20 protein-coding genes are annotated in these 22,969 nt (G+C 68.4%); 13 read left to right on the forward strand and 7 right to left on the reverse strand.

Going from position 1 to position 22,969, the window contains the following annotated elements; all coding sequences use genetic code 11:
• The first annotated feature begins 97 nt into the window (after nucleotides 1-97).
• A complete protein-coding gene (locus D7Y21_RS10520) occupies nucleotides 98-1,237 on the forward strand; it encodes a hypothetical protein (protein WP_121712926.1) in 1,140 nt (379 codons plus the stop codon).
• 123 nt (nucleotides 1,238-1,360) lie between these two features.
• On the opposite strand, the gene D7Y21_RS10525 is transcribed toward D7Y21_RS10520, so the two are convergent.
• A complete protein-coding gene (locus D7Y21_RS10525; protein WP_120565793.1) occupies nucleotides 1,361-1,909 on the reverse strand; it encodes a hypothetical protein in 549 nt (182 codons plus the stop codon).
• Nucleotides 1,910-1,979: 70 nt separating this feature from the next.
• Here D7Y21_RS10525 and D7Y21_RS10530 point away from each other — a divergent pair, with 70 nt between their 5' ends.
• Nucleotides 1,980-3,260: a hypothetical protein gene (locus tag D7Y21_RS10530; RefSeq protein WP_233612051.1), complete on the forward strand. Its 1,281-nt coding sequence runs from the start codon at nucleotides 1,980-1,982 to the stop codon at nucleotides 3,258-3,260.
• Between the two features lie 55 nt (nucleotides 3,261-3,315).
• Entirely contained in the window at nucleotides 3,316-4,350 is a 1,035-nt protein-coding gene (locus tag D7Y21_RS10535) for a hypothetical protein (RefSeq protein ID WP_121712930.1), read from the forward strand.
• 6 nt (nucleotides 4,351-4,356) lie between these two features.
• On the opposite strand, the gene D7Y21_RS10540 is transcribed toward D7Y21_RS10535, so the two are convergent.
• On the reverse strand, nucleotides 4,357-5,346 hold the full coding sequence (locus D7Y21_RS10540; protein WP_121712932.1) for an alpha/beta hydrolase: 990 nt from the start codon (nucleotides 5,344-5,346) through the stop codon (nucleotides 4,357-4,359).
• Between the two features lie 143 nt (nucleotides 5,347-5,489).
• Between D7Y21_RS10540 and D7Y21_RS10545 the strand changes: the two genes are divergently transcribed.
• Nucleotides 5,490-7,850, forward strand: coding sequence for an SH3 domain-containing protein (locus tag D7Y21_RS10545; protein WP_121712934.1), 2,361 nt, complete (start codon nucleotides 5,490-5,492; stop codon nucleotides 7,848-7,850).
• A gap of 14 nt (nucleotides 7,851-7,864) precedes the next feature.
• A complete protein-coding gene (locus D7Y21_RS10550) occupies nucleotides 7,865-8,251 on the forward strand; it encodes a hypothetical protein (RefSeq protein ID WP_120565798.1) in 387 nt (128 codons plus the stop codon).
• A 9-nt stretch (nucleotides 8,252-8,260) separates the two neighbouring features.
• On the opposite strand, the gene D7Y21_RS10555 is transcribed toward D7Y21_RS10550, so the two are convergent.
• Nucleotides 8,261-9,082, reverse strand: coding sequence for an endonuclease/exonuclease/phosphatase family protein (locus tag D7Y21_RS10555; protein WP_233612052.1), 822 nt, complete (start codon nucleotides 9,080-9,082; stop codon nucleotides 8,261-8,263).
• A gap of 7 nt (nucleotides 9,083-9,089) precedes the next feature.
• The gene (locus tag D7Y21_RS10560; RefSeq protein WP_147469253.1) at nucleotides 9,090-9,884 is read right to left on the reverse strand and encodes a hypothetical protein; all 795 of its coding nucleotides are present in this window, start codon (nucleotides 9,882-9,884) and stop codon (nucleotides 9,090-9,092) included.
• Between the two features lie 476 nt (nucleotides 9,885-10,360).
• Between D7Y21_RS10560 and D7Y21_RS10565 the strand changes: the two genes are divergently transcribed.
• The 4 genes from D7Y21_RS10565 to D7Y21_RS10580 all read left to right on the forward strand — a co-directional run bounded on the left by D7Y21_RS10565 (nucleotide 10,361) and on the right by D7Y21_RS10580 (nucleotide 14,545).
• Nucleotides 10,361-10,897 (forward strand): DinB family protein, encoded by a 537-nt coding sequence (locus D7Y21_RS10565; RefSeq protein WP_121712967.1) that lies wholly within the window; start codon nucleotides 10,361-10,363, stop codon nucleotides 10,895-10,897.
• A 42-nt stretch (nucleotides 10,898-10,939) separates the two neighbouring features.
• Nucleotides 10,940-11,269, forward strand: a complete 330-nt coding sequence (locus D7Y21_RS10570) for a helix-turn-helix transcriptional regulator (RefSeq protein WP_120565802.1) — start codon at nucleotides 10,940-10,942, stop codon at nucleotides 11,267-11,269.
• Entirely contained in the window at nucleotides 11,266-13,716 is a 2,451-nt protein-coding gene (locus tag D7Y21_RS10575) for an excinuclease ABC subunit UvrA (protein WP_121712939.1), read from the forward strand. Before D7Y21_RS10570 ends, D7Y21_RS10575 begins: the two co-directional genes overlap by 4 nt.
• Nucleotides 13,717-13,792: 76 nt before the next feature.
• Nucleotides 13,793-14,545, forward strand: a complete 753-nt coding sequence (locus D7Y21_RS10580) for a bifunctional 2-polyprenyl-6-hydroxyphenol methylase/3-demethylubiquinol 3-O-methyltransferase UbiG (RefSeq protein ID WP_121712941.1) — start codon at nucleotides 13,793-13,795, stop codon at nucleotides 14,543-14,545.
• Here the strand turns inward: D7Y21_RS10580 and D7Y21_RS10585 are convergent.
• Entirely contained in the window at nucleotides 14,532-14,786 is a 255-nt protein-coding gene (locus D7Y21_RS10585) for a hypothetical protein (protein ID WP_121712943.1), read from the reverse strand. The two genes, D7Y21_RS10580 and D7Y21_RS10585, sit on opposite strands and share 14 nt — an antisense overlap.
• Before the next feature lie 141 nt (nucleotides 14,787-14,927).
• Between D7Y21_RS10585 and D7Y21_RS10590 the strand changes: the two genes are divergently transcribed.
• Together D7Y21_RS10590 and D7Y21_RS10595 are read left to right on the forward strand one after the other, a co-directional pair.
• On the forward strand, nucleotides 14,928-15,428 hold the full coding sequence (locus tag D7Y21_RS10590; protein ID WP_121712945.1) for a hypothetical protein: 501 nt from the start codon (nucleotides 14,928-14,930) through the stop codon (nucleotides 15,426-15,428).
• 12 nt (nucleotides 15,429-15,440) lie between these two features.
• Complete coding sequence (locus D7Y21_RS10595; protein WP_121712946.1) at nucleotides 15,441-15,917, forward strand: hypothetical protein; 477 nt, start codon at nucleotides 15,441-15,443, stop codon at nucleotides 15,915-15,917.
• Nucleotides 15,918-16,371: 454 nt separating this feature from the next.
• Here D7Y21_RS10595 and D7Y21_RS10600 read toward each other — a convergent pair whose 3' ends face one another.
• On the reverse strand, nucleotides 16,372-17,217 hold the full coding sequence (locus D7Y21_RS10600; protein WP_121712948.1) for a hypothetical protein: 846 nt from the start codon (nucleotides 17,215-17,217) through the stop codon (nucleotides 16,372-16,374).
• Between the two features lie 526 nt (nucleotides 17,218-17,743).
• On the opposite strand from D7Y21_RS10600, the gene D7Y21_RS10605 reads away from it, so the two are divergent.
• Nucleotides 17,744-20,494 (forward strand): TonB family protein, encoded by a 2,751-nt coding sequence (locus tag D7Y21_RS10605; protein WP_121712950.1) that lies wholly within the window; start codon nucleotides 17,744-17,746, stop codon nucleotides 20,492-20,494.
• A gap of 1 nt (nucleotide 20,495) precedes the next feature.
• The gene (locus D7Y21_RS10610) at nucleotides 20,496-21,419 is read left to right on the forward strand and encodes a hypothetical protein (protein WP_121712952.1); all 924 of its coding nucleotides are present in this window, start codon (nucleotides 20,496-20,498) and stop codon (nucleotides 21,417-21,419) included.
• Between the two features lie 28 nt (nucleotides 21,420-21,447).
• Here the strand turns inward: D7Y21_RS10610 and D7Y21_RS10615 are convergent, their stop codons facing one another.
• On the reverse strand, nucleotides 21,448-22,911 hold the full coding sequence (locus D7Y21_RS10615) for a serine hydrolase (protein WP_158627269.1): 1,464 nt from the start codon (nucleotides 22,909-22,911) through the stop codon (nucleotides 21,448-21,450).
• Nucleotides 22,912-22,969: the final 58 nt, after the last annotated feature.

The raw sequence follows: 22,969 nt of genomic DNA on the forward strand, positions 1-22,969 counted from the left end.
GGCTTGACGGTATAGGCAGGCATAACAGCCCCTGCTCACGTCCATGACCCACCGGTCCCAGCCCTCCCGTCCTCCCCAGTCTGGACGCGCCCTCTTCGTGGCGCTCGCCCTCCTCCCGCTCGCCACCGCTTGTGGTGACGAGGAGCCCGTCGAGAAGCCCGGCCCCGTCGAACCCCAGGCCGATGCGGGCGGGCGGGATGCGTCCACCGCGACTCCCGACGCCTCATGTGCCGACGCCACCTGCGATGGGGGGACGACCGTCCAGGAGCCCCCCGACGCGGGCCCCGCGGAGGGTGGTGCCACGGATGCCGGCGCGGTGGATGGCGGCGCTCCGGATGCCGGCCCAGACGTGCCCCTGCCCCTCCCTGTCGACCTGCGCGCGCCGTCCGAGCTGCTCGTGCGCGGCGACGACTTCACGGTCCTGCGTGTGGGCGTCGAGCGGCGCGAGGGCTTCACCGGCCCCGTTACCCTCGCCATTCGCGGCCTGCCCTCCGAGGTCTTCGTGGCCGACCGTTGGGGGTCGGCGGACACGAACGCGGCGGCGCTGGTCGTGAGTGTGTCCGGGCGCGTCGGCCCGAGGACCCGCCTGGACGCCACGCTGGTGGCCACGGCGGAGGGCCGGTCCACCTCGCGGCCGTTGCGGATGTTGGTCGCGGGCCCCTCCTTCACGCTGGACCCCACCTTCCCCGTGGCGCCCCTGGGCTGGACGGATGGGTCGCGGTTCTTCGACGTGCTGGCGGACGGCAAGCTGCTCACGGCCTATCCCATCGCCAGTGCCTCCTGGCCAGGCCCCCAGGGCTTCGTGCTGGAGCGACACCATGCGGACGGCATCCCGGACCTGACGTTCGGGATGCTCGGGTCGGTAACGCACACGCGTCCGGCAGTGTCACGCATGCTTGCGTTCAAGACCCTGCCCACGGGAGGAAGCCTCGTGGCGGGCGCCGCCGCCGACTGCCACGACGGCGACAACGCGACTCCCTGCACCATTCTTGTCTCGCGCCATCTCGCCACGGGCATGCTCGATACGAGCTTCGGGGATGAGGGCGTCGCGTCGACGCGCTTCAATGCCGCTTCCCGTTCCCTCGTGAAGCTCCTCGTGGACGAGGTGGGCCGGGTGTCGGTGGCCCTGACGTACTACGACCCGACCCAAAGCGGCCCCTACGTCTACGCCGTGCAGCGGTGGGAGGCGGATGGCAGGCCCGTCGTGGGGTTCGGGACGGAGGGGCGGGCAACGTAGGCCTCGTCCGATTGGACGTCCGGCTGAGCTCCGTGTCTGGCTTCATCCGCGAGCCGAATGGCTGTCTGCTCGCGAAGACGGTGCCGGAGCCGGGGCTGGTCCGCTTCTGGCCGTGACGCCCCGCTATTCCGCGAGCCGAGACAGCGCGTCGAACAGGGGATCCTCGACGTAATGAATCGCTTCGTGGAAGGACTCGGACCTCAGTCCCGGCCAGGCACCGATCCACTGGTAGGGACTGAGCCAGACCGAGCCCTTCGCGTGGTCCAGGCGCAGCGCGCCCATCAGGCCCCGCTTCCCCTGCATCACGTTCACGTGCACCACGCGCAAGGTGCCGCTGGAGACCCTTCCCAGGAGCCCTCCGGAGGCATCTCGCGCGGAGAGGTCGTGCTCCGACGGCTCCAGATGCATCAAGGGGTCCTTGCAATAGGTCGAACCGTGAGCATCCACCTTGAAGACCAGGAAGAGGATTCCGAACAGGCCGAAGAGGAATCCGAACATGAACAACCCGGTCGCGAAGGCCATGACGTCGAGCCCCGGCCAGCCTTGCGACAGTCCAAAGCCCACCGAGCACACGAGGGTCAACGGACCGACGGTCTTCAGTGCCGCCAGAAAGAAGCGCGCGGAGTTCAGCTGCCACAAGGTGTAGCGCTGGCGTTCACGGGTGGAATCCATCTCGCTACGATAGAACGGGGGCCCCTTCCCGCGCCGCTCCCTTGAGATGATCCATCCCGATTCCGCCGTCATGGCCCTGCTGGCCCGCGTCTACGACTCGCGCAACAGCTTCTTCGATGCGAAGGGCCGCTACAGCCACCGGATCCCCTCCACCTTCACGGAAGCGGAGCATCAGCAACTGCGGGACGCCGGTCTGGTGCCTAATGTCTTCATCCAGTGGGGACATGACGAAGCCATCGACAAGCTGCGCCAGTCCGCCACGAAGGTCGACCTGCGCCCGGCGGCCGATGCCTTCGTGGCTTCGCTGGTATCCGCCGATTTCGCCTGGTTGACCGTGCTGCCCGCCGCCGTCCTCGGGCGCGCCATGCCGGTCCACGCCGAGGAGTCCATGCGCGGCGGCAGCTGCCGCGTCTGCTTCTTCGAGGCAGGCGCCATCGACACCACCCAGGCCGCGTACTTCCGTCACCTGGAGGGCGCGGGCTGGGGCGACGCCCAACCGGTCAACGGTGTTCTCGCCTTGAGCGCCGCCATCGACAGCCCGCCCTCCTCCTGGCCCAAGCCCACACCGCGGGATGTCTGGGTGTTCCATCAGGTGCTCGACCTGCTGCGCGGTCTGCCCCCCACTGCGCGCTACAGCCAGGCGCGCACCGCGCTCCACAAGGCCGGGCTCCTGAGCACCAACCGTCCCTCGCGCTGCGGGACCGTGCTGGAGGCGCTCGCGTTCATCGGCATCCTCCAGACACCCGAGCACCCGGGCCTGATGACCCGCTTCACGCCCGCCATCGAGCGCGACCGCCGACCCTCGGTACGCGTGGAGGTGCCGGCGCCGCTGGCGTGGTGGTCGGCGAAGGAGGGCCTCCAGGAGACGCTCCTGGCCACGCTGTTCGGCCATCTCAAGAGACCGAAGACGGAGCCCACCCCTCCAACAGCAACGCCCACCGCGCGCCGCAAGACGGCCAGCCCGGCCGGCCCCCGGCCCAAGTCCATCACCGGCCCTCCGACGCCGGGCAGTGTGTACGCCATCCGCTTCCGCGAGGACTTGTGGGGTGCCGCCTATTGCCATGAGGTGCGCACCGACGGCCGGGGCATTCCGCGAGGCCGGATGGAGTACCTCGACCTGCTCTCCCCCACTCCGCCCACGGCGGACCAGGTGGCGGGTATCGGCTTCCGGGATCGTCTGAATGGCGAGCGCTGGCAGACCTGGTGCGGAGGTCTCGACAAGACCACCGGGGTCAAACGCATCGCAGTGGACGTGCCTGCTCCCGCGCACCGCCAGCCCGTGCCGGAGCGCATCCCCACGGGAGGCGCGAGCGACCTGCTGCACCTTGCCCAATGGAACTTCAAGTTCTGACCGCAACTTCCGCGCGCGGTCCGGGTTCATGAGGGCTTTCCTGGAGGAAATCCCCTTGAAGCGAAGCGGAACGACGCAGTTCATCTGGGCGTGCGCGCTGTGGGCCCTGGGCAGTGCCGGCTGTGGACACCCGGAGGACACGCTCGACTCCGGCGATGGCGTGACCTGGGGAACGTCACAGGCGGCCCTCACCGTGTACGAACAAGCCGCGCTGGACACGGCCCACAACGCGGCGGGCTGCAAGCCGCTCGGCAACTTCTATTGGGAGCTCGGCAACGGGTCCGGGCTGCTCTACGGCTTCACGAAAGGCAGCGGCGTCACGGCCACGACGGTGATGCCCATCGCGTCCGCGAGCAAGTGGCTGTACGCGGGGGCCTACGTGCAGTCCAAGGGGTACGCGAACCTCACCGCGGATGAGAAGAAGCGGCTCAACTTCACCAGCGGCTATATCGACGAGAACACGACCCTGTGTGACGCCGCCGGGACGACCGTCTCCGCGTGCTACGGGCCCTCCTTCAAGGACGTCACCTACCGCCTGCTCCAGAACGGCCGCTTCTTCTACAACGGCGGGCACATGCAGAAGCTGGCCCTGGATGACATCGGCGCGCGCAAGGGCACGGGCCTCCTGAGCGTCATGGACTGGCTCAACCCCTTGCTGGGCACCACCTTCCCGGAGTCCGACAGCGACGTCGCCGTGGCAGGAGGTTTCTCCGGCAGCGCGGCGCAGTACCGCGTCTTCCTCCTGAAGCTGCTCAACAACCAGAACGCGCTGTCCTCCAAGCTGACCGTGGACTCCGTCCCCGCCTGGCCGGGAGGCCCCAACGTGGCCCACACGCCGTGGTCCGGCGCGGGCGAGGCGTACTACGGGCTCGGGCACTGGATTGAAGGAGAGAGCGTCAGTGGCACCTGGACCGTGACGGGCCACTCGTCGGCGGGGGCCTTCGGCTTCTATCCGTGGGTGAACGCCGCCAGGACCCGGTACATGGTCCTGGCGCGCAGCCGTCAGCTCGGCAACGAGGAGGGCGAGAAGTCACGCGCCTGTGCCCAGACCGTCCTCAAGGCGTACGAGACGGGCGTGGCGCAACCCTGATCACAGTCACGGGACAGGCGTGGTGGCCCTTCCCGCGGCACCTCGGGCGAACATCCGTCCCAGCCACGCGTCGCGCGTCGAAATGCAGGCGCGCGCCACGTCGGACTGAGGCGCGATGTCGTAGAAGCCATGGAAGGCTCCGCCCCAGACGTGCAGCTCGCACTCGCCGCCCGCATCGAGGATGCCGCGCGCATAGGCGACGGCTTCGTCTCGGAACGTCTCCCCTGCCGCGACGTCGATGAAGGTCGGCGGCAGCCCCCGCAGGTCCGTTGCGCGCGCGGGCGCGGAATAGGGAGACACGTCCGGGCCCCCGCGGCGCTCGCCCAGCACCGCCCGCCAGGCCGTCAGGTTGCTGGTGCGGTCCCAGACGCCGACGCCGTCATACCGGCGGGCGGACTCCGTCTCATTGCGGTCGTCCAGCATCGGGCATTGCAGCAGTTGCCCCAACAGCCTCGGGCCCTGCCGATCCCTGGCCAGGAGCGTGGTCCCCGCCGCGAGCCCGCCGCCGCCGCTCCCGCCGAAGATGACCAACTGGTTCGGATCAAACCGCAGCCGGTCGGCGTTCGCCGCCATCCAGGCCAGTCCGGCGTAACAGTCCTCCACCAAGGTCGGCGCCGGGTGCTCGGGCGCCAGCCGGTATTCGACCGTCACGCAGACCGCATCATGCCGGAGCGCCCAGTCCACGAGCGGCTTCGCTCCCGCGAAGCGGGTCCCCATCACCATGCCGCCGCCGTGGATGTGATAGACGGCCGGCCCCGGAACCGAATGGCCCTGCCGGGCAATGACCGAGACCGTGATCTCGGCGCCTTGATAACCGGGGATGCTGTAATCGACGCAGTGGACCTTCGCGTCGCCAATCAGGTCCTCCCGGGTCACGCGGCTCAAGCCACGGAAGTGCTCCAGCTGCTCCAGCGTCATCTTCCGGGGCACATACCCCTCCAGCGCGGGCAGGAGGGCGGCCAGCTGAGGGTCGAAGTCGATGGGGTGAGCGCTCATCCTCGGAGAGGATCAAGCCTCGGCGCGCGCGTCAAACGTTCTCTGCGTTGGAACCGAGACGCGACGAGGTCTTCGGGCCCGCCCCTGGTCCGCCCCTGCCCAACTGGCTAGCATCCATCGCCCCCGTCACCTGAAGGGAAGCCATGTCGAAGCAGTGGGTACTTTCCGGCGGCGGGGCCACCTACGTTGTCGTCCTGTGGAACGACGCGGAGGCGAAGAACACGAGCCGCCGGGTCGCTCCCGCGGTGATGCAGATGTGCCTCGACGGGTGGATGCGCACGCACCGTCAGGCGGTCCGGGAGATGTACACCGCCTGCGCGGCGACCCCGGGCTCCGCGACGTGGCCGGCCGACCCCGTGATGAAGCAGCGCCTGGCGGATGCGTTCAAGACGGGGAAGCTCGTGGGGCTGACGCGCGCCAACGCCCCAACGGTCATCAAGCCCGCCTCTCCCCTCCCCGTCCGTCCGCCGGGCGCGGATGCCCCGCCAGCGCATGGGGTGGGCATCGTCATGTGGAGCAAGTCGCCGCCCCTCCAGCTGCGCTCCAGCCCCGAGCAGGGCAACAACGTCCTCGGGAGCCTGGCGTTCAACACGCCCGTGCAGGTGATTGCGCAGATGCCCGGCGGCTGGCTGTCGGTGAGCACGCGGGACGGGCGCGTGGGCTTCGTCTCCGCCGACTACGTCTGGTCCGCGCCACGCCACCCGATGCCCGAACCGAACGCCCGGCTCCACCGGGTCGTCAGCGGCGTGAGTGGCACGGCCATCGCCATCGCGGAGACCTACTACGGCGACGTCGCGCACGCATGGGGCGCGGACCTGCGCTTCTTCGTGGCCGTGCTCGCCCAGGTCAACCGGCGGGCCATTCCCAACACCACCGCGGGCTGGAAGTCGCTCGAGTTCAAGGCCGACACGTACATCTGGGTCCCCAGCAAGGAGTTCGCCAAGGGGCTGCGCGGCTCGGTCAACTCGGGCTCGTACAGCTCCAACGTGGTGGACGCGTTCGCGTCCGGCTTCCAGCGGGTGGCCGAGCTGCTGAGCGACATCTGGGAGGCCATCAAGCTGTCGCTGAAGTACATCCCCGAAGCGGTCACGCGGCACGTCGAGCAGGCCCTGCGCACCGTCCTCATCGCGCTCCTCGAGATGGCGGTGGGCGCCATCCTCTTCCTCGCCATCTGCACGGCGGTGGGCGCGGCGCTGGGAGCGCTCGCGGGCGGAGCGGGTGCCGCGCCGGGTGCGGCCGTGGGGTTCGAGGTAGGGCTCGCGCTCCTGGAGTGGATGGGGTTGGCCTTCCTGGCCACTTGGATCTTCAACTCACTCAAGAAGATTGGCTCCGCGTTCGGGAAGTTCTTCAGCAAGGTGTGGGACGCGCGCGGAAACGCGCAGCGGCTGGACGAGGCGGCGCGCGAGCTGGCCGAGACCATCGGGGTCCTCGCGGGCGTCCTGGTCGAGGTCCTGGCGATGTGGGCCACGGCCAAGGGCGTTGGCGCCGCGCTCAAGGCGCTCAAGGGCACCGCGGTGGAGAAGGCCTTTGGTTCGACCCGCCTGGCGTCGTGGCTCAAGGAACGCGCCGCCAATCACTCGGCGGGCAAGTCCAAGGTGCCCGGTCCCAGCCAGGTCGCCAAACGCCTGCGTGAGCGCGAAAAGCCCCCCTCGCCGACCATCGCGCAGCTCGCCGAGCAGGCCGCGCCCCTCTACGAGAAGGAGCTGGCGCCCGCTCGCAACCTGATTGCACGGGTGTTCAAGGAGATGGGGTCGGTGCAGGCGCGCGCGAAGGATCCCGTCTCCGCGGCCAACCGGTTGCAGCGCGCGGTCGACAGGTTCGGAGCGAAGGTCTCCACCGTCCAGGAGGCCATCACCAACCTCTGGGATGCCATTGGCACGCGGCTCGTCCTGTCGGACACGTCACCGGCGGCGATGACGCGGGTGGTGAACCGGCTCGCGGAGGCCATCCGGTTGGGGGAGGTGGAGGTCATCGAGATCAACAACCTCCATGGGCCCGGGGGGAAGCCCTACTTCACCGCCGAGCACCTGGAGGCGTTGCAGCTCGCGGCGTTTGAAGGAGGGAAGCCTCCCCTGCGCATCACCGAGTCCAAGTTGATGGAGAGCGGCTACACGGTGGTGTGCGCCTACCTGAAGCATGGCAACGGGGTCCGGGGCGAGCTGCAGATCATCGGCAAGGACGTGCTGGCGATCGCCAACGCCGAGCACATCCCCTACGACGTGTTGCTGGGCAAGCCGCTCGTGCGCAACGTGTCGAAGGCCGCGGAGGTCGAGCTCCAGAACCTGGTCAAGCCCATGGAGACCGCCATGTCCGCGCTGACCGAGGCGCAGCAGGCGCAATACCTCCAGTACCTCAACCAGGCCTACATCCACGCCCGCATGATGGAGCTCGGGCAGGCGTCCAACGCGCCCCCGCTGCCCCCGGGGCTGAGTCCGGTCTTGAGCATCGAACGGATCCAGGCGCTCGAGCGCTCCATCGCGGCCATCAAGGCCAAATACAAGTAACCCTGAGGAGCCCCATGCAGATCGTCCTGAACGAACAGAAGCTGCAACAGGCGATTGGCGCCGCGCTCCATGAGCTGTCGGGGCGCGCGCTCCAGGGCGTGCCCGACACGGGGGCGTTCACCGCGCTGAGCACGCGCTTCGCGGGCGGCGCGCTCGTGGACGGCGTGGGCGACGTCGAGCTCCGGGTGGCTCCGCTGAGCGGGGACAAGGGCAAGCTGGAGCGCTTCTTCGAGGTGCGGGTCTCCACCCCGAGCGGAGGCAGTCACTCCTCCACCTGGGTGTTCTACGGGAAGACAGCCGCCCTCAAGGAGGTGCTCAAGAACGAGGCGCCCCTGAAGGGGAAGATCCGCGCGGCCATCGTGGCGGAGGCGGAGTCCCTCCAGCGCCACGAGCTGGCGTGAGGGAGTGCCTCACGCGTCGCTGAAGCTCGCGGTCAGGGCGTGGTGGTCGGAGGCCGTGCCTACGTCCACCACTTGAGCCGCGAGCAGCCGCCGGGACAGCACGGGCGAGGCGAAGATGTAGTCGGTGCGGAAGTCGATGACCTCCCCCTCGCGTTGGCGCCGGGCGGTGGCCCACTGGGGCGAGCCCGGCTTGAGGCGCAGCGTGTCCAGCCAGCCGAAGGCCTCCAGGTCGTCGATGACGTCGAAGCGTGGTGGGTGGCCGTACTTGTCCACCCGCGCGCGGCGGACGCGATCGGCCAGATCCACCGGATAGGGGTCCGCGCGCGACAGGGAGTTGAGGTCCCCGGCCAGGATGAAGTCCAGCGCACCGAAGGCCGCGGGCTCGATCAGGGAGCGCAGGTAGCGCGCCTCCACGAAGCGCAGGGCCTCATGGTGGGAGTCGAAGTGGGCAGCAAAGAGGGTCAGCGGCTCCGCGCCCGTCTCCAGTTCGCATTCGAGGAGGCAGTGGCCGATGAAGTGGGCATTGGCGTGGGCGCGGGCCGAGCGCAGGGGCAAGCGGCTGACGACAGCGACATGGTAGCGGCTGCCGCTGGGGCGGGGCCGCGCGGTGCCCAGCCGCACGTGGGCGTCGGTGGCGGGGAGGTTGAGCGCGGCGGCGACCTGACGAAGCCGCTCGCCGTCCTCCCAACCCAGGCACTCCTGCAGCACGAGCACGTCCGGGTTCTCACGGGCGATGAGGGCCAGGAGCAGCGGCATCCGCTCCTCGCCTCCCATCAGGATGTTGAGCGTCATCACCTTCAGCGGCATGCCGGGCAGACTACTCCGCGGCATTCGGTCCTCATCCATCCAGTTGCCAGAGCGCTTCCGCTTTTGGCACCAAGAACCGTCCGACGGGCAGCAGTGGCCCCATGCCTCTCAGCCGGGCGAGCCTCACCAGCGCTGCGGCGTTCGTTTGAAGCGTCAGCGCCACGGGCAGTGTACTCCGCAGCACCCATCCACTCTGGGCCGCATGATGCAGCGCCGCGTCCCGAGTCGTCGACAACTCGAGGAGTGCATCCTGGACCCGGGCCACATCATTGACCGCAATCCCTCTCAAGCCACTCCACAATGCATCCGCCGGATGGACAAGCTCCGCCTCGACCCACTCAGACCAGGCCTCCTCCATCTCATTCGCCGCGCTATCGAACTCCAGACCCGCAAGCAAGCAGAGTTGCCGCGTCAGCAACAGCGTCGCGAGTGAGAGGTCAGGTTCGGGGAGCGCGAGTTCGAAGAAGCGTGTTCGAAAGGTGGCGACCGCCACTTCATCTCCGGCTGCGATGGCCGAGAGCAAGCCGCCACTCAAAAGCTCGCAAACGACCATCAATTGCTCACTTGCTTGAGGAGCGTCGATGCCCGTCCAGATCACGGCTGGCAGGTCTGACCGAATGAACTCAAGCCATGCCCGACGATGCTGCGAGAGGACGTGCCGCACTTCTGGGACTTCCCGCTCCTCGAGCAGGAACATTGCCCGAGCCTGTGACTCCAGACGCGGCAGCGTCGACATCAGGTCCTCGGAACCGGGAGAGGCACGTCCGAGTTCCTCAAGCTCTTGAGTCGCGAGGGCCTGCAGTCGTGCCTCCACCATCAGCGCCATGACAACCACCCGCGCTCTTCGACATGAACGCTCGTCCTGGCGGCCAGGGGCTCATTGATCATTGATGCGTGCATAGACCCAATCCGCCCCCATCGCCCCAGGGTTTCGCCCGCCTTGATTTTATATTGAAAGCTGGCCTCTGCCCCACCAGGAAAGCATGCATTGCATGCCAATGCCGCGCTACGATTCTAGCGTTCGATTGTCTATACAAAACGACCCTGGATGACTGGTGCGAGATAGCGCTTGACCAGAACCTCATGGGTTCGTTACCCGCCTCGCCCCTGTGAGCGCGAGTTCAGAATCCCCATCTCCAGAGGAGCCGCACGCGGATGATCGCCGCAATTTGGCTGGAGGCGTTCGCACGGCTCCCATCGGATGAAGGACAGGAGGCGGACGCCACGACCCAGCTGTTCAGGCAGGTCGAGGGCGGGCAGCCCCTGCTTGAGGCACGTCCTCCGCCATGGAAGGCTCGCTGGATGGAAAACCAGGAGAGCGGTGGCCTTCGAAGCGTGTTGCTGACGCAGCTGGATACGGCCTGGGCGCTCACCCAATACCATCTCAACGGGCTCACGACGCAGGAGTGCCTCCAGCGCCCCGCGCGGAAGGGCCTGCACGTGGAGCAAGGCACGGACGGCGTCTGGCGCGCGGAGTGGCCTGAGTCGGAGGGCTATGACATCGGGCCCGCGTCCATCGCCTGGCTGACCTGGCACATGGGTTTCTGGTGGTCGATGGTGCACGACCACTCGTTCGGTACCGGGTCGCTGAAGCGCGAGGACGTGCACTGGCCCGGAACAGCCGAGGGCGTCCAGGCCTGGATTGCGCGCCTGCACGACCAGTGGCGCACCTCCGTCATGGGTCTGGACGACGCAGAGCTGCACGCGTCGAAGCGCACCCGCTGGCCCCTGGAGGGCAGGCCCTTCGCGGACATCGTCGCGTGGGTGAACCTGGAGCTGATGAAGAACGCGGCGGAGCTGGGCTACGCGCGCTTCGTCCTGGCCGTGGCGGAGAGATAGGGTCGGCTTGACTACGCATAAGCATCGACTTATGCGTTGCGCATGCAGCGTGTGGCCGTGGCCGAGAACAAGATCTTCCAGGCGCTGGCGGACCCGAACCGCCGGGCGATTCTCGTGTCACTCACGCGTGGCGAAGCGGCGGTGAAGGACCTCACGGCGCGATTCGACATCTCGCAGCCCGCGGTCTCTCAGCACCTCGCGGCGTTGAAGGACGCTGGCCTGGTGAAGGGCCGGCGTGAAGGACGTTGCACCTACTACCGGGTGGATCCTCGCGGAATGAAGCCGCTCATCGACTGGATCGCGCACTACCGCGCGTTCTGGTCGGAGCGCGTCGACCGCCTCGAACAACTGCTGGAGAAAATGGACCCATGACCTCCTCCGACAAGACCGCCGCTCAGCGCCGTTCGAACCCCGCGGACAGCCATGACCTGATCCGCGTCCAGGGCGCTCGCGAGAACAACCTGAAGGACGTCAGCGTGGAGCTGCCCAAGCGGCGGCTCACCGTCTTCACGGGCGTCTCCGGCTCCGGCAAGTCGTCGCTGGTGTTCGGCACCATCGCCGCGGAGTCGCAGCGGTTGATCAACGAAACCTACAGCGCGTTCGTCCAGGGCTTCATGCCCACGCTGGGCCGGCCCGAGGTCGACGTCCTGGAAGGCCTTACGACCGCCATCATCGTCGACCAGGAGCGCATGGGCGCGAACTCCCGCTCGACGGTCGGCACGGCGACCGACGCCAACGCCATGCTGCGCGTGCTGTTCAGCCGCCTGGGCAAGCCGCACATCGGTTCATCCAACGCCTTCTCCTTCAACGTCCCGTCGGTCCGCGCCACCGGCGAGATGACCGTCGAGAAGGGCGAGGGCAGCAAGACGGAGAAGAAGGTCTTCAACGTCACCGGCGGCATGTGTCCGAAGTGCGAGGGCATGGGGCAGGTCAACGACATCGACCTGACCCAGCTGTACGACGACAGCAAGTCGCTCAACGAGGGCGCCCTCACCATCCCCGGCTACAACGTGGACGGCTGGCTCGTGCGCATCTTCGGGGCCTCGGGCTTCATCGACCCGGACAAGCCGATCCGCAAGTACACCAAGCAGGAGCTCCACGACTTCCTCTACAAGGAACAGACCAAGGTGAAGGTCGACAAGATGAACCTCACCTACGAGGGGCTCATCCTGCGGATCCAGAAGTCGTTCCTGTCCAAGGACGTGGACGCGATGCAGCCCCACATCCGTGCGTTCGTGGAGCGCGCGGTCACGTTCACCTCCTGCCCCGAATGCAAGGGCACCCGGCTCAGCGCGGCCGCCCGGTCCTCCAAGATCAAGGGCATCAACATCGCCGACGCCTGCGCGATGCAGATCAGCGACCTGGCCGAGTGGGTGCGCGGCCTGGACTCGCCGTCCGTCGCCCCGCTGCTGGCGTCGCTGCGGCACACGCTCGAATCGTTCGTGGAGATCGGCCTGGGCTACCTCAGCCTCGACCGGCCTGCCGGCACGCTGTCGGGCGGTGAGGCGCAGCGCACCAAGATGATCCGCCACCTCGGGTCCTCGCTCACCGACGTGACCTACGTCTTCGACGAGCCGACGGTCGGACTGCACCCGCACGACATCCAGCGGATGAACGAGCTGCTGCTGCGGCTGCGCGACAAGGGCAACACCGTGCTCGTGGTCGAGCACAAGCCGGAGATGATCGCGATCGCCGACCACGTCGTCGACCTGGGCCCCGGAGCCGGCACCGCCGGTGGCGAAGTGGTCTTCGAAGGCACCGTCGAGGCGCTGCGCTCGAGCGACACGCTCACGGGGCGCCACCTGAGCGACCGGGTTGCCCTGAAGTCGTCCGTGCGCAAGCCGTCTGGCGTCTTGAAGGTGCGCGGCGCCAGCACGCACAACCTGAAGAAGGTCGACGTCGACATCCCGCTCGGTGTGCTGGTGGTGGTGACCGGCGTGGCCGGGTCGGGCAAGAGCTCGCTGATCCATGGCTCGGTGGGAAACCGGGACGGGGTGGTGTCCATCGACCAGGCTCCGATTCGCGGCTCGCGGCGGAGCAACCCGGCGACGTACACCGACATGCTGGAGCCGATCCGCAAGGCGTTCGCGAAGGCCAACGGCGTGAAGCCTGCCCTGTTCAGCGCAAACTCCGAAGGCGCCTGCCCGACCTGCAACGGCGCCGGCGTCATCTACACCGACCTGGCGATGATGGCGGGCGTCACCACGGTCTGTGAAGACTGCGAAGGCCGGCGGTTCCAGGCGTCGGTGCTGGAGTACAAGCTCGGCGGGCTCAACATCGCCCAGGTGCTCGACCTGCCCGTGAAGGATGCGGTCGCCTTCTTTGGCTCAGGCAAGGCGCAGACGCCGGCCGCGTCCGCGATCCTCCAGCGCATGGCCGACGTGGGCCTCAGCTACCTCCGGCTCGGCCAGCCGCTCACCACGCTGTCGGGTGGAGAGCGGCAGCGGCTCAAGCTCGCGACGCACATGGGGGACGAAGGCGGCGTCTACGTGCTCGATGAGCCGACCACCGGCCTGCACCTGGCCGACCTCGAGCAGTTGCTCGGGCTGTTGGACCGGCTGGTCGACTCCGGGAAGTCCGTCATCGTGATCGAGCACAACCAGGCGGTGATGGCGCACGCGGACTGGATCGTCGACCTGGGGCCGGGCGCGGGCCACGACGGCGGACGCATCGTGTTCGAAGGCACCCCGGCCGACCTGGTCGCGGCGAAGTCGACGCTGACCGGCAAGCACCTGGCGGAGTTTGTCGGAGGCGCATCGAAGGCTGCCTCTGGGAAGGCACCCGAGCCGACCCGGGCTCGCGCCCAGAAGAGATCTTAGGGAGCCGGGTCTCCGGGCCCCCCGCGCGACGGAATGATAGCGTCCCCCCGGCAGTCGTCCCGACACCGGGGGAATCATGGCAATCACGATGTCACCGCAGGAGTACGCCACGGCGTTCCGCCTGCTCGCTGCGTCCGCAAGGCATCCGACGAACATCCACCAGATCGTCACGGAGCGACTGTTCCCAGGTCTCCCCGAGCACCCCACCCTGCTGGATGTCGGAGCGGGGGCGGGCAAGGTCGCGGAACGGCTCGCTCCGCATTTCGGCTCGCTCACCCTGCTCGAACCCCACCCCGAGCAGAGCTCCGGCTTCCATCATGAGAAGGCGACGGTCGTCCCTGCCTCCCTGGAGCGGTACGCCTCCAATGACAGATATGACCTGGTCGTCTGCTCGCACGTCCTGTATCACGTGCCTGTCTCAGAATGGGGCGGCTTCATTGACAGACTGCTCGGCTTCGTGCGGCCCGGCGGCAGCTGTCTGATTGTGATGGCCGCCGCCCGGGGGCCGACCCATGCGATGTGCCGCGAGTTCTCCGACACCCTGCACTTCAGCGAGGAGGTCGTCGCCGAGCTGCGGCGGAAGCACCTGCCCCACGAGGCGATCGCGACGATGAGCGGGTTCGCCGCGCAGACCTTCGAGGAGATGTACACGCTCTGCCGCTTCCTCGTGCTGGAGGGGTGTTACACGGCCGCGCAACTGGCGGCCCTGAACCCGGACGAGGCGGCAAGGCTCGATGCTCGAATCCGCGCGCATGCCGAGCGGTGCCAGCAGCCTGACGGAACGTACCAGCTGGAACAGGATGAGGATGTGATCCTCATCCCCCGGTAGCCGTCACGCCGACCTTGGAGGCGACCTCTTCCAGGACGTCGCGGGGAAGGTTCAGGGCCCGGCTGAACTCCGTCTTGAGGGCAGCCGGCACCGGAGGCTCACGCGCGTCGACCGCCGTGAGCACCCGCTCCGCCCACGCGAGGAAGGCAAGCCCCTGCCGCGCCAGGGATTGGGCGAAGGGAAGAAACGCCACTTCGACCCGGGGCGAGATGGGGTTCTCCGAGGCGCTCCGGTCCTCCATGCTCTGGAGGACCGATGAGAACGCGGAACTCCGCCTGGAAGGGTGAGGGAGCCATGGGGAAGAGCGTAACGCATCCTCCTGCATGGACAGTGTCTGGAGGGGAATCCGGGCGACAGGGAGTCTCCCGCGTATCCTGACGCGATGAATGCCCTTGCCCTGCTCGCCCTGGTGGTCCCTGCCGCGTCGCCTGAAGACGGCTCGCCGCAACCCTGGTTCACGGTGGGCCCGCTGCTGAGCGCGAGCCGCCGCCAGGGGGACTCCACCTGGGGCGTGGGCCTGGAGTCCACGCTCAACCTGGCGATGCACAACAACAGCACGCGCTCCTTCAAGTCAGGCGCCGTGGGTGTCTTCGGGCAGGGCCAGTGGATGGACGGCGACCACGCGCGGCTGTGTGGTGGAGTCCAGGGCACCTTCCTGATCTTCGGACTGGAGACCGGCGTGGCCCACGAGACGGGGACGGCGGCCCACCGGCCCACGACGTCGCTCCACCTGGCGCCCTTCCTCGGCTTCGTCTACGGCTCCGTGGGCGTCCGCTTCAGCCTCCCCTTCCAGGACGGGCGGGACCTGTCGGGCCGCCTCCCGTATGGCCGGGAGATTGGCCTCACGCTGACCCTCAAGAAGCCTTTCTCCCCCATGCTCTGATTCACCGCGTCCATGAAGCCCGAACCCACGGAAGTGCTCCACCTCCTCTTCGATGAACAGGGCCAGCGGGTGGGCGACGTGGCACCGGTGAGGTGTGGCCTGTGCGGCGCACCCGCGCGCGGACGGACGCTCGCCTCGGGCATGCTGGAGGGCGGTATCGGCTGGGATTGTCCCTGTGGGGCCCGGGGCGTCCGCGTCGAGCTGATGGACCTGGACGAGGTGTATCCGGACGTTCTGGAGGACTGGGGGCTCAAGCCCGCCGAGCCCGCCCTCTCCGCCCCACCCGAGCCCGTGGGGGAGTCAGGCTTTCTGTTCGCGAGCTACGTCGATGGCCCCGGCCTGCGCACCCAGCTGTTCGACGAGGCGCGACAACAAGGTGCCCAGGTCGCCGCATCCCAGGTGCGGGTGCGGATCACCACGCCCAGGCAGACCTTCCCGGACTGGACCTGGGATGTGTTCTGGGCACGGCCTGTCTCCCAGCGGAACTGAGGTGCGCTCGCGGCCCGGCGCCTTGCCTTGCGCCGGGCGTTGAGTCGCTGCGGGGTTCAGCTCTTGATGGCGGCGGAGCCTTCCTGCTCCGGATGCTCCTCACTGCAGACCTGGCCGGATGCTTCGTCCCGCGGCTCTTCGTCGCGGGTGGCCACCGAAGGTGTGGATTCCGGCTTGAAGCAGCGGCCGATGCAATCTCCTCCCCACCGGCTACACGTGATCCACCCGCCCTGATCATGGGTGCAGGACGTGTTGCAGGGAGTCGCACAGGTACATGCGGTCTCACATGATTCCGCACGGGCTGAGGCGATCGGGGCGAGTGTGAGGACGGCGGAGGTGGCCAGCAGGAACCGCAAAAGCTTGCGCATCTGATGCCTCCCATCGGGGTGATGCATTCACGTTGCTCCCCTGGCCACCTGGAATGCAAGTCGATCCCGGCAAGAATCCGGGACGCCTACTGCCGGTCGCTGATTCGCTGCTGCAACAACCAGTCGTAGAGGGACAGGTCGGCGTAGGCCGTGTCCCAGGTCGCCCCGTTGTGGCCGCCGTTGGGATAGACGGTGACGGCCCGCATCGCGCTCGCGCCCGCTCCGCACTTCGTGTCCAGCCAGAGCTTGAGGTTGGTGGAGCGTCCGGGCGTGTCCAGGGCCCCGTGGAAGGCCCAGATGGGCAGCGGCTTCAGCACGCAGACATTCGGGTCGTTCGTCGGCGTGGAGGTCAGCGCGATGGGGACGATCGCCGCCAGGTGGGCTGTCTGGGTCATGCCCAGCTCGATGCTGGTGTTGGCACCGCCGCTCAGGCCCGTGAAATAGACGCGGTCCGCGTCCACCCGGTAGTTCTTCTTCGCGTCCTCCAGCAGCGCCATCAACGTGTTGGCATTGAACCAGCCATTGCCACTGTTGGTGACGGGCATGCGCTGATTGGGAGAGATGACGATCGCCTGCATCGCCGCGCGGAAGCTGGCCGAGTTGAGCTGCTTCGCCAGACCCTCGGGGTTGCTCAGCACCGCCGTGTGTTCGAGGTTGAGCGTCGAGCCGCCAATCCCGTGCAGCGCGATGATGAGCGGCCAGTGCGTGGTGCGGTCGTCGTTGTAGTGCTCCGGGAGGAACACCGCCGCGTCATAGCGGGGGCCGCGCGCCACGGTCTGCTGGCCCGCCGCGCAGGTGGTGGGACCGGTGGGCAGGACGGCGCCCGGCGTTCCCATCAGCTTGAGCTCCCGCAGGCGGCAGTACGGCGCGTCCTTGCACACCAGCCGGACCTTCGTGGTGATGACCGGGCTGGTGAAGGTCAACGACTTCACCGTGCCGTTCAGCGGATGGCCGGTGGATGGAATACTGGTTGTGCACTACGCCGTCGTGCAACAGCACCACGTAGAAGAGCCCCGTCTGGTAGAGCATGGAGACCGCCGCGACGGCGACCCCGAGCTCTCCGAGTCGCGTCCGGCCGGTGTCCGCCCGGGCCGGTTCGAGTGGGCGCTCCGCGTCCGTCATCGCTTCGCGAGAAGGCTCCGCAGGACGTGGTTGCGACTCGGACATGGTGTGCGCTCCCTCGGCTCGCTGACACGGATGCGTGGCCCCGAGAATAGGTTACCGCCGCCCGGCGCCCTTCCCATGATGGCGCACCTCTCGACCTCGCCGGGGTGCCGACACGGCCCTCGGTGCGCGCGGTCCCCTCATGGGATGAACGATCTCTACGCGGTCCACGTCCTCGGAGCACCTCCGGGAGGGCACCCGGGCATCGCGGCGCGCACGGGCCGGTGACATTCAGTCCCGTGATTGCTTCAGGCATGCGGAACCCGAGGCCTCATCCCGTATGCTCCGCGCCCCATGTCCCTGAACCTGAACGCCCGAAGCGCGCTCGCCGCGGCCTCGCTCCTGCTGACGCCCCCGGCGCTGGCACAGGCACCGCAGGACGGCGCGCCGCCCGCGGAAGCGGCCCCGCCCGCGCAGGCCCAGCCCGTCATCACCAGGCCTCCGGAGCTGCTGCAGCAGGTGGAGGCCCCCTACCCTCCCGAAGCGCTCGCGGAGGGGCTCACCGCCTCCGTGCGCCTCATCATCACCATCGCCGCGGACGGCTCCGTGTCGGACGTGCTGCCCACGGAGCCCGCGGGCCATGGCTTCGACGAGGCGGCCATCGCGGCGGTGCGCCAGTTCCGCTTCTCACCCGCGGAGGTGGACGGTGTGCCCGCGCCGGTGCAGGTGGAATACATCTACCACTTCACCCTCAACGTCCCTCCGGAGGAGGCCCCCGGACCGGACCAGGCCCCAGTGGCGCGGAAGGCCACGCTCAAGGGCCAGTTGATTTCGCGCGGCAGCCGCTCGCGCGTGGCCGGCGCCACCGTGCGCTGCGGTGACGACCCGGAGGCGCCCGAGGCCCTCTCCGACGCGGACGGCCGCTTCAGCCTGGACGTGCCCCCTGGCGAGTGCGCGGTGCGCGTGGTGGCGTCCGGCTACCAGCTCTACCAGACGAAGGAGCAGCTCCAGGCGGACGAGACGACGGAGGTGAACTTCTTCCTCGCCCCCACCGGCGGCGCGCTGGAGACCGTCGTGCGCTCCGACCGGCCGAAGAAGGAGGTCGTGCGCCGGACCATCACGCGCCAGGAGGCGCAGCGGACGCCGGGCACCTTCGGCGACCCCATCCGCGTCATCCAGACCCTGCCGGGCGTGGCGCGTGCGCCCTTCATCTCCGGCCAGCTGCTGGTGCGCGGCTCCAACCCCGGCCAGACGGCGACGATGATGGACGGGGTCGGCATCCCCCTCCTCTTCCACCTGCTCGGCGGGCCCTCGGTGGTGAACGCCGAGTTCATCGACCAGCTCGACTTCTTCCCCGGCGGCTACGGCAGCCAGTACGGCCGCGCGGTGGGCGGCATCGTGGAGGTCGGCACGCGCAAGGGCGCAGCCGACACATTCCATGGCTCGGTGAAGGTGGACCTGCTGGACGCGGGCTTCTTCCTGGAAGCCCCCGTGACGGACGGCATCAGCGTGGCCGCCGCCGCGCGGCGCTCGTACATCGACACGATTCTGCCCGCCGTCCTCCCCAAGAGCGAGGGCAGCACCCTGTCCGTCGTCCCCAAATACTGGGACTACCAGCTGCGCGTGGACTTCGGCGCGAAGCGGGATGCCCGTTCGGAGGAGGAGGCCCAGGCCCTGGCGGGCGGCGCGCGCAGCACCGGCTACGTCATGGCCTTTGGCAGTGACGACCAGCTCCGGCTGGTGACCGGAGGCCCGGAGACCGAGCGCGACCTGACGGTGGACACGCACACCCTCTTCCACCGCATCAAGGGTGACTGGACGTACCGCAAGGGCGCGCTCACGTCCGTCTTCACGCCGTACGTGGGCTACGACGGCACCAGCTTCAAGTTCGGCGCCGCGAAGCAGGATGGCGTGGGCTACACGGTGGGCGCGCGCGAGGTGCTGGGCCTGGAGCTGTCCTCCAACCTCACCGTGCGCACCGGCCTGGACCTCGTCTACGAGCACCAGTCCTTCGACGTGGAGTTCCCCGCCCCGGAGAACTTCGAGTACGTGGCCTTCCCCGGCGCCGAGTCCGTGGGCGAGCTGCTGGTCGAGCACATCGGCCTCGGCTCCTTCGACGGCGCGCTCTTCGTGGAGGCGGACCTGAAGGTGGGCAAATTCACCTTCACCCCCGGCGTGCGCGCCAACTACCAGCGCGCGGGCGACGCGCGGAACGTGGCGTTGGATCCCCGGCTGTGGGTGAGCTTCGCGGCCACCGAGCGCACCCAGCTCAAGGGCTCGCTCGGCCTCTACAGCCAGCCGGCGGAGACGTTCCGCTTCATCTCCCTGCCGTACGGCAACCCGGATCTGGCCTACCAGCGCGCGTTCCAGAGCAGCCTGGGCGTGGAGCACCGGCTGACCGACGTGTTCAACGTGGACGTCACGGGCTTCTTCAACCGCCGCTTCGACAACATCGCGGCGCCCGGCGACATCCTCTCACTCCCGGGTGGAGGCGTGGTCCAGCTGCCGTACTCCAACCAGGGCATCGGCCGCGCCCTGGGCGTGGAGGTGATGGTGAAGAAGCAGCGCGCGTCCGCGACGGACAAGTGGTCCGGCTGGCTGTCGTACACCTTCAGCCAGTCACTCGACGGGCGCACGGGCTCCGCCCCCGAAGGGAATGGTGGCGACTTCGGCGGGGGCTTCGGTGGCAACGGCGACGAGACGTATGGCCTCAGCCCCTTCGACCAGACGCACATCCTCACGCTGGTGAGCACCTACGTGCTGGGCAACGGCTGGGAGCTGGGCGGGCGCTTCCGCTACACCACCGGCCGCCCGACGACGCCGCTCAACCACACGTTCGACCAGTACCAGGTGGACCGCAACCGCTTCACCGGCATGTACGGCCCCTACGCCTCGGCGCGCATGGCAGGGTTCCACCAGCTCGACGTGCGGCTGGACAAGAGCTGGCAGTTCCAGAGCTGGACGCTGGGGGCCTACCTCGACGTGCAGAACCTCTACAACGCGGAGAACGTCGAGTTCACCTTCAACGACTACCGGCAGCGCCGGGAGTACGAAGTGCCCGGCATCCCCATCCTCCCCGTGGTGGGCGTGAAAGGAAGCTTCTGACATGAAAGCCCTGCTCAACACCGGAAGCCTGCTGCTGCTGGCGCTGACGGCGCTCGCCTGCGTCGAACCCGAGGACAAGCCGTCGAGCGTGCACGACCTCCGCGTGCTCGGCGTGTCCACGGAAAAGCCCGAGCTGATCGCCTCCACCTGCGAACAGACGCCGGAGGCCTTCGACGAGCTGGCAGAGGAGGTGACGTACCGCGCGCTGCTGGTGGACCCCGCCGGCGAGGGACGGCCCATCCAGTACCAGTTGTGGGCCTGCGCGGATCAGGACGACCGCATCTGCGCGAACGAGGCGGACCGCGCCCTGCTCGCGGAGGGCACCACCGTCGCAGGCGAGCTGACGCTCCCCATCCGTCCCGGCGCGGCCCGGGTCTCGCAGGACAAGCTCCTCCTGGAGCGCGTGCTGGCGGAGGACGCGTACCAGGGGCTGGGAGGCATCCGCATGCCGCTCGTCCTGAGGGTGTCGGCGGGCGACGAAGAGGTCTACGCGCAGAAGCTGATGGTCTTCTGGTGCCCGGTGGTGGAGGGCATGACGGCCAACGTGCAGCCCGTGCTTCCGGGCCTGCGGGTGGACGACGTGGCCTGGCCGGAAGGTGAGCCCCTGGAGCTGCGCGGCCCAGGGCCCTTCGTGATGACGTCCGAGGACGTGTCGGACCGGGAGGAGAACTACGTGGTCCCGGGCCTGCGCCTGCAGGCCGTCAACCTCAAGGAGGCGTGGGAGATCGCCTGGTACACCACGCTGGGAGAGTTCAACCTGTCGGAGACGGGCGGCGCGGACTTCGGTGGCCAGCAGGGGCGCCACCGCGTGGAGTGGGAGCCGGCGGAGGGCGCGGCGGCCCAGGAGGTGACGTTCTGGGCCGTGGTGCGGGACGGGCGCGGCGGCAGCTCATGGCTGGTGCGCCGGGCTCGCTGGAGCCCCTGAGCACCGCCGTCCCTCCCGGGAACCGGGCTCAGCGCGGCGCGGCGCTGGCGATGAGGTCGTTGATCATCTGCGGCATCTCCGTCGCCGCGCCGACGTCGAACCTGTCGACGCTCATGAAGAACCCGACCCCGCGAACGGGTGAGAACGCCAGGTAGTTGAACACGCCGCGCGTGGCCCCGGCCTTCTGGAGGATGAACGGCCGGTCGCCCCTGGGCATCATCACGACCCAACCCAGCCCCATCGCATCCATGTGGCCGGACTCGTCGAGGCCGAGGACGGGGTGCAGCCCGTCGCGCTGCACGTAGGTGGCGTGATTCAACAACCGCGTCTCCGTGTCGGATCCACCGACCTCCAGGTGCCACTGGAGCCACCGGAGCAGGTCCCCAGGGGTCGAGTACAGGCCGCTGGCGCCCCGAGGCGTGGAGTCGTGGGTCGGCTTGCCTTCGTCCGCCATGTGCCACGGCTTGCCGTCAGGATGGTAGCCGCCGAACAGGTTCTGGGTGCGGTCGTCGGTGCACCCGACCTTCCAGGGCGGCGCGTTGTACGAGGTGTGTTCGAGCTGGAGTGGGGCCAGCACCTCCTGCTTCAACAGCTCGTAGAAGGACGCGGCCCGCGACGGGTTGCACTGATCGACCAGCGCCCGGGACAAGGCGTTGAAGCCGACGTTCGAATAGAGCGCCCCCGTTCCCGGCGGAAACAGGACGGACGGCAGCTCCTCCGGCTCCGGCGCTTCGAGCCCGATGTCCGGTGAGACCTCACGGGGCAGGCCGCTCGTGTGCGTGACGAGATCGATGAGGCGGATGGCCGGATTCTGGACGACCTGGGTCGTGAAGCGGGCCTCCCCCTTCACGACCATCCTGGCGAGCAGGTGTCCCGTGAAGGCCTTGGTGATGGAGCCGAGCGGCACGAGCGTCCGTGCATCCGGCTCCAGGCAATCCTTGCCGCCCCAGCCCAGGACCGTGCTCGCGAAGGATCCATCGGAGCCTCGGACGATGGCGCCCATCACCAGCTTGGGGAGCTGGTACTTGAGCTGGAAGATATCGCCTGCGAACACCGCGCCCTCCACGAGCGGCTGGAGCCGGGCATGGGCCGCAGGGAACGGCGGCAGCTTGCTCAACTGGTATTGCCAGATGTCTTCACGCAGCCCATCTGTGAATGATTTGGCGTAACCGTACTGATCATCCAGCGGCGCGGGTGCGGCGCCGTCTCCCTGGTAGAGCCCGAAGAGGAGTTGGGGACTCTTGCCATCCGTGCGCATGTAACAGGTGAAGTCCCGGCTCGCGCGCGTCAGCCCCAGATAGACCAGGGTCTGGCGCGGCTCCGCCTGGGACAGGTCCAGCCGCGCGACATCCGCATAGGTCTTCTCGCCGGGGAGGATCCGGGTCCCCGCCGGGATGAGGCACTCCCCTGGCGCGAACCCCTCGAAGCCGGTCACGAAGAGGGTCTGATTCGCGAGGGTCAGGACGCGGATGATGGGATTGGGACTGGCCACGGCGTTCTCCTTTTTCACTGTGAGAGTACACGGGGCCAGACGTTGCCAGCGAAGCAAC

Source organism: Corallococcus sp. AB045, from assembly GCF_003668895.1.
Lineage (GTDB): Bacteria > Myxococcota > Myxococcia > Myxococcales > Myxococcaceae > Corallococcus > Corallococcus coralloides.